General features: G+C 65.1%; 2 protein-coding genes (1 of these 2 only partly in view). Both read left to right on the forward strand.

Annotated features, from left to right (window positions below; genetic code table 11):
* Nucleotides 1-11,267 carry the 3' portion of a non-ribosomal peptide synthase/polyketide synthase gene (locus tag HU767_RS22900; protein ID WP_186730531.1) on the forward strand. It extends 1,243 nt beyond the left edge of the window, so the window shows 11,267 of its 12,510 coding nt (coding positions 1,244-12,510); its start codon lies off the left edge, out of view; the stop codon is at nt 11,265-11,267.
* Between the two features lie 186 nt (nt 11,268-11,453).
* A complete protein-coding gene (locus HU767_RS22905) occupies nt 11,454-12,416 on the forward strand; it encodes an alpha/beta hydrolase (protein ID WP_186730532.1) in 963 nt (320 codons plus the stop codon).
* Nucleotides 12,417-12,590 lie beyond the last annotated feature (174 nt).

A 12,590-nucleotide genomic window follows, 5' to 3' on the forward strand; every position in this document is an offset into this window, starting at 1 on the left:
AGGGGCTGAGCTGGGATTCTCACACGGCACAATTCGACCTGACCCTGGAAACCGTCGAGCATGGCGAAGGCCTTTCGGCTGCACTGATCTATGCCACCGACCTGTTTGGCGCCGAGACGATTGCGCGCATGGCCGGGCATTGGCAGAACCTGTTGCGGGCCATCGTGGCCGACCCGGCGCAGCGCATCGGTGAATTGCCATTGCTCGACGCAGCCGAGCGCCAGGCCCTGCTCGACGACGGCCAGCGCACCGCGGTGCCGGCGCCCGAGGCGGGTTTTGTCCACCAACTATTCGAGCGACAAGCGGCGCGCACCCCGGACGCCCCGGCGCTGGTGATCGACGGCGAGCGCTGGAGCTACGGCCAACTCAATGCCCGGGCCAATCAACTGGCGGGGAAACTGCAGAGCCTCGGCGTGACTTCCGATGTCCTGGTGGGCATTGCCGTGGAGCGCAGCGCGCACATGCTGGTGGGCCTGCTGGCGATCCTCAAGGCCGGCGGCGCCTACTTGCCGCTGGACCCGGCGTTCCCCCAGGACCGCCTGGCGTACATGATCGAAGACAGCGGCATCGAGCTGCTGCTGACCCAACGTTCGCTGCTCAACCAATTCTCAGCACCCTGTGGGAGCGAGCCTGCTCGCGAAGGCGGTGGTTCAGTCGATGGCGATGGTGGGTGTGCCGACGCTATCGCGAGCAGGCTCGCTCCCACAGGGGCGGGGGTTGGCGTCAAGACATTGGTATTGGACCAGGAGGGTGACTGGCTCGACGGCTATAGCTGCGAGGCACCGGCAACGCGCCTGGATGCGGAACACCTGGCCTACGCGATCTACACCTCCGGCTCCACCGGCAAGCCCAAGGGCGTCATGGTGCGCCACGGCGCGCTGACCAACTTCGTCGCGAGCATGACCAAGGCACCGGGCATGACGGCCCAGGACCGGGCGTTGTCGCTGACCACGTTCTCGTTCGATATTTTCGGCCTGGAGATCTACGTGCCGCTGATGGTCGGCGCCTGCATCGTGCTGACCGGCCAACACGTCGCCCAGGATCCGTACGCGGTGTTGGCATTGATCGCGGCCGAGCAGGTCAATGTGCTGCAGGCCACGCCGTCGACCTGGCGCATGTTGCTGGACAATGAAAACGCCCAGGGTCTGCGCGGCTGCAAATGCCTGTGCGGGGGCGAGGCGTTGCCCCGGGAACTGGCCGTGCGCATGCTCGCCCTCGGCGGTGAAGTGTGGAACCTCTACGGCCCGACGGAAACCACCATCTGGTCGGCCTTGCACCCGTTGCAAACCCAGGCCGCGCAACCGTGGCTCGGCGGGCCCATCGACAACACCACGCTGTACATCGTCGGTGCCGACCTGATGCCGGTGCCTTATGGCGTGGCCGGGGAATTGCTGATCGGCGGCCAGGGCCTGGCCCGTGGTTATTTCCAGCGCCCGGCGCTGACCGCCGAACGCTTCGTGCCCCATCCGTTTGTCGCCGGCGAGCGTCTGTATCGCACCGGTGACCTGGCGCGCCAGCGTGCCGACGGGATCCTTGAATACCTCGGGCGCATCGACCATCAAGTGAAGATCCGCGGCTTTCGCATCGAGCTGGGAGAGATCGAGGCACGTCTGCTGGAACAGGACAGCGTGCGCGAAGCGGCGGTGCTGGCCCAGGACGCGCCGGGCGGCCAGGCGTTGGTGGCGTACATCGTGCCGAGCGCTGAATTGAGTGACCTGGACGCCACCGCCCAGAGCGGCCTGCGCGACAGCCTCACCACACGGCTCAAGGTCAACCTGCCCGACTACATGGTGCCGTCCCACGTGGTGCTGTTGCCGCGCTTCCCGCTGACGCCCAACGGCAAGCTGGATCGCAAGCAATTGCCCAAGCCCGATGCCAGCCAATGGCAGAAAACCTATGTCGCGCCGCAGACGCCCACGCAGCAGGCGGTGGCGACGATCTGGGCCGATATCCTCAAGGTCCAGCGGGTCGGCCTGGACGACAGTTTCTTTGAACTGGGTGGCCACTCCTTGCTGGCGACCCAGGTGATGTCACGGATTCGCCAGCAACTGAATATTCAGGTGCCGTTGCGCCTGTTGTTCGCCCATCACAGCCTGCGGGCGTTTGTCGAGGCCATGGGCACGGCATCGGCGCACGATGAAGCGAGCATCCCACGCATTGCTCGCGACCAGCCGCTGGCGCTCTCTTTTGCCCAGCAACGACAGTGGTTCCTCTGGCAACTGGAACCCACCAGCAGCGCCTATCACATTCCCGCAGCGCTGCGTTTGCGCGGTGCCCTCGACCGTGCCGCGCTGCAACAGAGCTTCGATGCGCTGGTGGCGCGTCATGAGAGCCTGCGGACCCGCTTCTTGCTCGACAACGAGCGCCCCCTGCAAGTGATCGACGAACCGGCGCCGCTGGCCCTGGCGGTCGAATCAATCGACGCCACTGTCGATGACCAGGCCTTGCGCGGTTTGATCGAAGCCGAAACCCGGCAGTTGTTCGATTTGCAGCGCGGTCCGTTGCTGCGGGTCAAGTGGCTGCAATTGGGGGCTGATGACCATGTGCTGATCCTGACCCAGCACCACATCGTCTCCGATGCCTGGTCGATGCAGATCATGGTCGACGACCTGCTGCAGTTGTACGCAGGTTTCAGCCAGGGCCAGGCCGTGGAGCTGGCGCCGCTGCCGATCCAGTACGCCGACTACGCGCACTGGCAGCGGCAATGGCTGGCGGCGGGGGAGCAGCAGCGTCAACTCGACTACTGGATAGAGCAGTTGGGCGGCGAGCAACCGATTCTCGAACTGCCGACCGACCATCCGCGCCCGGCCCAGCAAAGTTATCGCGGCGCACGGCTGCCCATCGTCATCGAACCGGCGTTGGCCGAAGGCCTCAAGCGCCTGGCCCAGCAGCACAACAGCACGCTGTTCATGCTCTTGCTCGCCGGCTTGCAGACCTTGTTGCACCGCTACAGCGGCCAGGACGACATCCGCGTCGGCGTGCCGATTGCCAACCGCAACCGGGTGGAAACCGAGCGCCTGCTGGGCTTCTTCGTCAACACCCAGGTGCTCAAGGCCGACATCGACGGCAACCTGCGATTCGACCAGTTGCTCGATCAGGTCAAGCAACGCGCATTGGGTGCCCAGGCCCACCAGGACCTGCCGTTTGAACAACTGGTGGAACGGCTGGAGCCAGCGCGCAACCTGAGCCACACGCCGCTGTTCCAGGTGATGTTCAACCATGCCAGCGATGCCCGCCGGGACCTGTCGGCGTTGCCGGGCCTGAGCCTGGAGCCACTGACCTGGGATGCAGGCACCGCCCAGTTCGACCTGACCCTGGACACCTTCGAATACGCCGATGGCCTCAGCGCCGCGCTGACCTACGCCAGCGACCTGTTCGAGCCGAGCACCATCGCCCGCCTCGGCGAGCATTGGCTGAACCTGTTGCGCGCCATCGTCGCCAACCCGACCCAGCGCATCGCCGAACTGCCGATGCTGGACGGGGCGCAGCGGCGCCTGATCGTCGAGGACTGGAACCGCACCTTCGCCGATTACCCGAACCATCTCCCGGTGCATCAGTTGATCGAAGCCCAGGTCGAGCGTGACCCCAACGCCGAGGCGCTGGTGTTCGAAGGGCAGTCGCTGAGCTATGCCCAGCTCAACGCCCGCGCCAACCAGCTGGCCCACGCCTTGATCGCTCGCGGCGTCGGCCCGGATGTGCTGGTGGGCATCTCGGTGCAGCGCAGCGTGGAAATGGTCGTTGGCCTGCTGGCGATCCTCAAGGCCGGCGGCGCCTACGTGCCGCTGGACCCGGATTACCCGCCGGAGCGCCTGGCCTACATGATCGAGGACAGTGGCATCGAGCTGCTGCTGACCCAGAGCTCATTGCTCAATCAATTCTGTGGGAGCGAGCCTGCTCGCGATAGCGGCCTGACAGTCGATATTGATGTTGAATGTGATGGCCTCTTCGCGAGCAGGCTCGCTCCCACAGAGGGTGGCGTCAAGACGCTGGTGCTGGATGGGGATGACGATTGGTTGCGCGACAACCCCACCGACAATCCGCCTGTCCGGGTCGTCGCCGAGAACTTGGCTTATGTGATCTACACCTCTGGCTCCACCGGCAATCCCAAGGGCGCCGGCAACAGCCATGGCGCGCTGACCAACCGCTTGTGCTGGATGCAACAGGCCTATGGCCTGGGCGCTGGTGACAGTGTCCTGCAGAAGACGCCGTTCAGTTTCGACGTGTCGGTCTGGGAGTTCTTCTGGCCGTTGATGACCGGCGTGCGCCTGGTCGTCGCGGCACCGGGCGATCATCGTGACCCGCAAAAACTGGTCAGCCTGATCGAACGGGAAACCATCACCACCCTGCATTTCGTGCCGTCGATGCTGCAAGCGTTCGTGCTCGACGCCAACGTCAGCCGTTGCACCAGCCTGTCTCGCATCGTCTGCAGCGGCGAAGCCCTGCCGGTGGATGCCCAGCAGCAGGTGTTCGCCAAGTTGCCCAATGCCCGGCTGTATAACCTCTACGGTCCGACCGAAGCGGCCATCGACGTGACCCATTGGACCTGCCGCGACGAAGGGCGCGATGCAGTGCCCATTGGCGAGCCGATTGCCAACCTGATGACCTACATCCTCGACGATGAGCTGAACCCGGTGCCGAGCGGCGTCAACGGCGAGCTGTACCTCAGCGGCCAGGGCCTGGCCCGCGGTTATCACCGCCGTCCCGAACTGACCGCCGAGCGTTTCGTCGCCAGCCCGTTCGTGGCCGGCGAGCGGCTGTACCGCACCGGCGACCTGGCGCGCTATCGCTCGGACGGGGTGATCGACTACATCGGTCGGATCGACCATCAGGTGAAAATCCGTGGGTTCCGTATCGAGTTGGGGGAAATCGAAGCACGTCTGCTCGAACACGGTGCGGTGCGCGAAGCGGTGGTAGTGGCCCAGGACAGCCGCAGCGGCAAGGTGCTGAGCGGCTACGTGGTCGCCCAGGCCGAGGCAACCGGCGATTGGTCGCAGTTGCGTGAAGCGCTCCTGGGCCATTTGCGCCTGAGCCTGCCGGAACACATGGTGCCGACGCACCTGACCCGCCTGGAACACATGCCACTGAGCCCGAACGGCAAGCTCGACCGCAAGGCGCTGCCGGCGCCGGACCTGGCCGAGCGCCAAGAGGCGTTCACCGCACCGGTCAACGCCACCGAGCGGGCGCTGGTGGAGATCTGGCAAGGGGTGCTCGGCGTCGAGCGGGTGGGCACCGCCGACAACTTCTTCGCCCTGGGCGGCGACTCGATCAACTCGATCCAGGTGGTCAGCCGGGCGCGTGCCCAAGGCATCGGCCTGACCCCCAAGGATCTGTTCCTGCACCAGAATATCCAGGCCCTGGCGCGGGTCGCCACCGCCACCGACGAAGGGCTGATCGACCAGGGGCCGGTCACCGGCGACAGCCTGCTGGTGCCGATGCAGCACTGGTTCTTCGCCAGCGATATCCCGCACCGCGATCACTGGAACCAATCGGTCCTGCTGACCCCGCGCGAACCGCTGGACATCACGCACCTGCAACAGGCCCTCGCTCACGTGGTGGCCCATCACGATGCCCTGCGCCTGCGGTTCACCCAGGCCGACGATGGCCGTTGGCACGCCAGCCACCAGGCCATGGAGGAGCAGCCCCTGGAGATCTGGCAGCGCACTGCGCAGGATGCCACCGAGATCGTCGCCATCGCCGACCAGGCGCAACGCAGCCTCGACCTGCAACACGGCCCGTTGCTGCGTTGCAGCCTGATCGCGGTGCAGGACGGCAGTGCGCGCCTGCACCTGGCGATTCATCACCTGGTCATGGACGGCGTGTCGTGGCGGGTGCTGCTGGAAGACCTGCAAAACGTATATCGCCTATTGCGGGCGAACCAGGCGCTGGCCTTGCCGGGCAAGTCCACGGCGTTCAAGGCCTGGGCCGCGCGGTTGCAGGACTACGCCCACAGCGAAACCCTGAACAAGGAACTGGATTACTGGGTCGGGCAACTGGACCAGCCCTTGCCGCCGTTGCCACGGGCCCGTCCCGAGGGCAGCCAGGCCGCGGCCCATGGCCGTTCGGTGAGCACGCGCCTGGATGCCAAGCAGACCCAGCGTTTGCTCAAGCAAGCGCCGACGGCCTATCGCACCCAGGTCAACGATTTGCTGCTCAGTGCATTGGCGCAAGTGGTCTGCCAATGGACCGGGCAACCGGCCTGCCTGGTGCAACTCGAAGGCCATGGCCGCGAAGAGCTGTTCGAGGGCGTCGACCTGAGTCGCACCGTCGGTTGGTTCACCAGCCTGTTCCCGGTGTTGCTGACGCCGGCGAGCGACCCGGCCGAATCGATCAAGCGGATCAAGGAACAACTGCGCGCAGTGCCGAACAAGGGCTTGGGCTATGGCGTGCTGCGTTACCTGGGTGCCGAAGCGGTCCAGCAACGGCTGGCAAAACTGCCGCCAGCGCGCATCACCTTCAACTACCTGGGGCAGTTCGACCAGAGCTTCGATGAGCAGGCGCTGTTCGTCCCGAGTGAGGAGGGCAGTGGCGCAGGGCATGGCGACGACGTGGCGCTGGGCAACTGGCTGACCCTCGACGGGCGGATTTTCAACGGCCAGTTGTCCCTCGATTGGACCTTCAGTGGCGATGTCTTCGACGAGACCACGCTCCAGCAATTGGCCGATGCCTACTCGGTGGCGTTGCAGCAACTGATCGACCACTGCTGCACCGACGGGCACCTGGGCCTGACACCTTCCGACTTCCCGCTGGCACGGCTGAGCCAGGCGCAACTCAACGGCCTGCCGGTGCCGGTGGCGCAGGTGGAGGACATCTATCCGCTGTCGCCGATGCAGGACGGCATGCTGTTCCATACCCTGGCCGACGACAGCTCCGGCTTGTACATCAACCAGATCTGCCTACCGGTGCATGGCCTGGACACGCAGCGTTTCGCCCGGGCCTGGACCTCGGTGATCGAGCGCGAGGACATCCTGCGCACCAGTTTCCACTGGCAGGATGGCTTGAGCGCGCCGGTGCAAATCGTCCATCGCCACGTTGAATTGCCGCTGCAGGTCGAAGACTGGCGCGGACAGGACATCAGCGAGCAGGCGATCAGCGCCCGGGCGACCGCCGACTACCTGGCCGGTTTCGACTTGAGCCGCGCGCCCCTGCAACGGGTGCTGTTGCTGCGCCTGGAAGATGATCGCTACCAGATGATCTGGACCTGCCACCACATCCTCATGGATGGCTGGAGCAGTTCACGGTTGTTTGGTGAAGTGTTGCAGTTCTACGCCCACGGGCAGGTGCCCAGCCGCAATGGTCGCTACCGCGAGTTCATCGAATGGCTGCAACGCCAGGACCAGGGTGCGCTGGAACGCTTCTGGCGCAGCCGCCTCGATACCCTGGAGCAAGCGACCTCCCTCAACCAGGCGATGTTCCCGCGTCACGCCGAGGCACTGCCGGGGCACGAGGCGTTGTATTCGCGCTGGGACGTGACGCAGACCGCTCGCCTGCAACAGGCCTGCCGCGCCTGGCAGATCACCCCCAATACTTTGATCCAAGGGGCGTGGCTGCTGTTGCTGCAACGCTTTACCGGGCAGGACACCGTGGTCTTCGGCGCCACCGTCGCCGGGCGTCCGGCGGGGCTGGTCAACGCCGATAACATTCTCGGCCTGTTCATCAACACCTTGCCGGTGATCCAGACCCTGGATCCCGAGCAGCCACTGGATCAATGGCTGCAACAGTTGCAGGCCTACAACCTGGACCTTCGTGAGCATTCCCATGCGCCACTGGCGGACATCCAACGCTGGTCGGGCCTGGGCGGGCAGGGCTTGTTCGACAGCATCATCGTGTTCGAGAACTACCCTATCGACGAACGCCTGGGCGAGCAGCAGGACACCGGCCTTAGCTTCGGCGAGTCGCGCAACCATGACGTGACCAACTTCCCGATGGACCTGGCGGTCAATCTGGGTGAAACGCTGTCCATCGAGTACCTGTTCCTGCGCAACGCCTTCAGCGTCGAAGCGGTGGAGCGCATCCGCCGGACCATGGAAGACACCCTGGAAGCGATGATCCATGCACCCCACGCGTGCCTGGGCAATTTGCAGCGCTTGTCGGTGGAACAATGGCAGGCCTTCGAACAATGGAGCGCGGCGCCGAACGGCTGCTATCAGCCGCAGCTGTTGCCGGAGCTGATTGGCCGGCATGCCCAGTCGCGACCGCAGGCCACGGCGCTGGTGTGTGGCGACGATTCGTTGAGTTACGGCGAACTGGAGCGCCGGGCCAACCGCCTGGCCCACCGCTTGATCGAACTCGGCGCCGGCCCGGAAGTGGTGGTCGGCGTGGCCCTGGAGCGTTCGGTGGACATGGTCGTGGCGCTGCTGGCAGTGATGAAAAGCGGCGCGGCGTATGTGCCGCTGGACATCGATTATCCACCCGAGCGCCTGGCGTTCATGATCGAAGATTCGGCCATGGCGCTGTTGCTGACCCACAGCCGGGTACAGGGGCGCTTGCCGGATCTCGACGGTTTGCCGCGCCTGGCCATCGACGGTTTCGACAGTCGTGGCTACAGCGACTTGCCGCCGCGCAGCGGTTTGCTCGGCGGCAACCTGGCCTACCTGATCTACACCTCGGGTTCCACCGGTCGACCCAAGGGTGTCGCCGTGGCGCACGGGCCGATGAGCATGCACTGCCAGGCCATCGCCGGGCTGTATGACATGGACGAGGACACTCGTGAGCTGCACTTCATGTCGTTCGCCTTCGACGGTGCCCATGAACGCTGGTTGAGCACGTTGTTCAGTGGCGGCACCCTGGTGATTCGCGACGGCGCACTGTGGACACCGGAGCAGACCTTCGACGCCTTGCACCGCCATGGCATTACCATCGCCTGCTTCCCGCCGGCCTACCTCAAGCAACTGGCCGAATACGCCGCCAACAGCCAACTGGCGCCACCGCGGGTGCGGGTGTACTGCTTCGGCGGCGATGCGGTGCCGGACCAGACCTTCGAGCAAGTGAAGGCGGCGCTGCGTCCGCAATTCTTCACCAACGGCTACGGCCCGACGGAAACCGTGGTCACACCCATGTTGTGGAAGGTGCCGGCCAGCCAACGTTGCGAGGCCGCCTACGCGCCGATCGGGCGGGCGGTGGGCGAGCGCGCCTTGTATGTGCTCGACGACCACCTCAACCCGTTGCCGCCGGGCATTGCCGGCGAGTTGTACATCGGTGGCGCGGGCATCGCCCGTGGCTATCACCGTCGCCCGGACCTGAGTGCCGAGCGCTTCGTGCCGGACCCGTTCGGCCAGCCGGGCGATCGCCTGTATCGCAGCGGCGATCTGGTGCGCCAGCGCGCCGACGGCGTGCTCGATTACGTCGGGCGTATCGACCACCAGATCAAGGTGCGGGGCTTCCGCATCGAACTGGGGGAAGTCGAGGCCAGCCTGCGGCAACTGGACGATGTCAGCGATGCGTTGGTGATCGCCCGTGACAGCGCCTCGGGCAAGCAACTGATCGGCTACGTGGTCACCCCCGACGGGGTGGCCATCGGCGATCGGCTCAAGGCTGAACTGCGGGCGCAATTGCCGGACTACATGGTGCCGGCCCAGGTGATCTGCCTGGAGGCGTTGCCGGTCACGCCAAACGGCAAGCTCGATCGCCAGGCCCTGCCGGAGCCGGAGTTCAAGGGCAGCGAGTATGTGCCGGGGCGCAACCGCGACGAGCAACTGTTGGCCAAGGTTTGGGCTGAGGTGTTGCAAGTCGAGCGGGTGGGCATCACCGACAATTTCTTCGAGTTGGGCGGTGACTCGATCCTCAGCCTGCAAGTGGTCTCGCGGGTGCGCAACCATGGCGAGCTGAAGATGGAGCTCAAGCTGCGGGACTTGATGCGCGGCCAGACCATCGAGGCGATTTTCGACCAGCGTTCGAACACGCGCGCCGTGACGGCCGAGGATATGACCCAGGTGGCCGCCGAAGGGCAGTTCAACCTGATTCCGATCCAGCAGTGGTGGTTCGACCAGCGCATGAGCGAACCCCATCACTACAACCAGGCACTGATGCTGCGGGCCCGCCAAGGATTGAACCTGACGGCGTTGGAATTGGCGTTGCGCGGCATGATGCAGCAGCACGACGCCTTGCGCCTGCGCTTCAGCGAAGCCGGCGGACGTCACCTGCAGCATTACCAGGCGCTGGAAGACATGCAGGCGCAGTGGGCCAGCGAACCCTTGCTGTGGCAGCACAGCGTGGCCGATGAGGCTGAACTGGAGTTGTACGCCGAACAGGTGCAACGCAGCCTCGATCTGCACAACGGCCCGGTGTGGCGCACGGCGCACGTGACCTTGGGCAACGGTGAAATCCGCGTGTTGATGGTCATTCATCACCTGGTCATCGACACGGTGTCGTGGCGTTTGCTGCTGCAGGATTTGCAGACCGCTTATACGGCCTACAGTGAGGGCCAGGCACCGAACCTGCCGATTCGCACCAGCAGCTACCGGGCCTGGGCCGAGGGCCTGCAAGCCTATGCGCTGGATTATCCGGTGCAGGAAAAAGCCTGGTGGCTGGAACAGATTGACCAGCCGGGCAGCGAGTTGCCGTGTGACAACCTGCGGGGCAAGAACCAGGTGCAGTACCAGTCGGTGGCGCATTTGAGCTTGTCGGAGCAGCACACCCAGCAGTTGCTCAAACAAGTGCCGGCGGTCTACCAGACGCAGATCAACGACGTGTTGCTGGCGGCGCTGAGTCGGGTGTTGTGCCGTTGGAGCCAGCAGCCTTCGGTGCTGATCCAGTTGGAGGGGCATGGTCGCGAGGACCTGGTCAAGGACATCGACCTGAGCCGCAGCCTGGGCTGGTTCACCAGCATGTTCCCGGTGCGACTGGCCCCGAACCCTGAAGCCGATATCGGCACGTCGGTGCGGGCGGTGCAGCGGCAGTTGGCCGCGGTGCCGAACAAGGGCTTGGGCTACGGCGTGTTGCGCTACATGAGCGGCGAGCCGCTGGCCGCCACCTTGGGGCGTGCGCCCCAGGCCCGGGTGACGTTCAACTACCTGGGGCAGTTCGACCAGAGCTTCGACGACAAGGCATTGCTGGTGCCGGCGGCGGAAAGCTACGGCAGCTGCTACAGCCCCCATGCCGCACTCGGTAACTGGCTGGAAGTGGTGGGGCAGGTGTACGACGGGCGCCTGGCGCTGCGTTGCATCTTCAGCACCCGCCGCTACCGTGCCGAGACTGTCGAGGGCTTGATGCGTGCTTACCAGGAGGAACTGGAAGCGTTGATCGAGCACTGCGTGGCGCAGGCGGCTTAAATCTTGTCTCTGTGGCGAGGGAGCTTGCTCCCGCTGGGTCGCGAAGCGGCCCCAAGCCTTTTGTCTGGGAACAAAAACTTGGGCCTGCTGCGCAGTCCAGCGGGAGCAAGCTCCCTCGCCACAGGGTTTTGCATGGGCCTGTGTGGCTCAGCTTTTATCCCTGGTTTTTCATAAGGAACCCCTCCGATGTCCCTGCATCCGGAACTCAATGCTTTCCTCGACCTGGCCGAAGAAAGCCAGGCCGAGGGCCCCGGGCCGTTTCACCTGTCGACACCGGCCCAGGCCCGTGAGGCGTTCGAGCGCACCACGGTGCAATTGCGCTGGAGCGCTCCGGCTGATGTGCAGTGCGCCGCGCACTCATTCACGAGCCGTGACGGCGCGACGCTGGCGCTGCGGCTGTACCGTCCCGCCACGGCGTCGGCCCAGGCGCTGCCGGTGCTGGTGTACTTTCACGGCGGTGGTTATGTGGTCGGCAGCCTGGAATCCCACGACGGCGTCTGCCGCGAATTCTGCGCGCGGACACCCTGTGCGGTGTTGTCGGTGGGCTATCGCCTGGCCCCGGAACACACTTTCCCGACCCCGCTGAACGACGGCGCCGATGCCCTCGACTGGCTGGCCCGGCAGGCCCACGTCGAGGGTTTGGATATCAGCCGCGTGGCGTTCGGCGGCGACAGCGTCGGCGCGACCCTGGCGACGGTGCTGGCGCTGCAATCGGCCTTGGAACCCGCCTCCCTGGCGGTCAAGCCGTGCTTTCAATTGCTCTGCTACCCGGTGACCGATGCGTCCACCAGCAGCCCGTCCACCGAGTTGTTCGGCGAAGGTTATCTGCTGGAGAGCGACACCCTCGAGTGGTTCTACCGGCACTACGCCAATGAGCCCACCGATCGCCTCGACTGGCGTTTCTCGCCGTTGCTGGCGCCCGGTTACCCAGGCCTGGCCCCGGCCCTGATCGCCCTGGCCGGCCATGACCCGCTGCTGGACGAAGGCCGCGCCTACGCCCGGCGTTTGCAAGAGCAGGGGGTGAGCGTGGAACTGATCGAATTCACCGGCCTGATCCACGACTACCTGCGCTTGCAGAGCGTGGTGCCGGAGATTGATGAGGTGTATGGGCAACTGAGCCAGGCGCTGCGGGTTGCACTGACTGCCTGAGGGCCCACCATTCCCTGTGGTGGCCTCAGGATTTGCACACCCCACAATCCCTTGTGGGAACGAGCCTGCTCGCGATAGCGGTAGGTCAGCCGGCATTTGAAGCGACTGATACACCGCCATCGCGAGCAGGCTCGCTCCCACAGTTATGTTTGGGTGGTCTGAGGATTTGCATAC

Source organism: Pseudomonas sp. SWRI179 (assembly GCF_014268705.1).
Classification (GTDB): domain Bacteria; phylum Pseudomonadota; class Gammaproteobacteria; order Pseudomonadales; family Pseudomonadaceae; genus Aquipseudomonas; species Aquipseudomonas zanjanensis.

Excerpts from the sequence above, each read along its gene's own strand:
- HU767_RS22905 (WP_186730532.1), top strand. The coding sequence starts at position 11,454 with ATGTCCCTGCATCCGGAACTCAATGCTTTCCTCGACCTGGCCGAAGAA.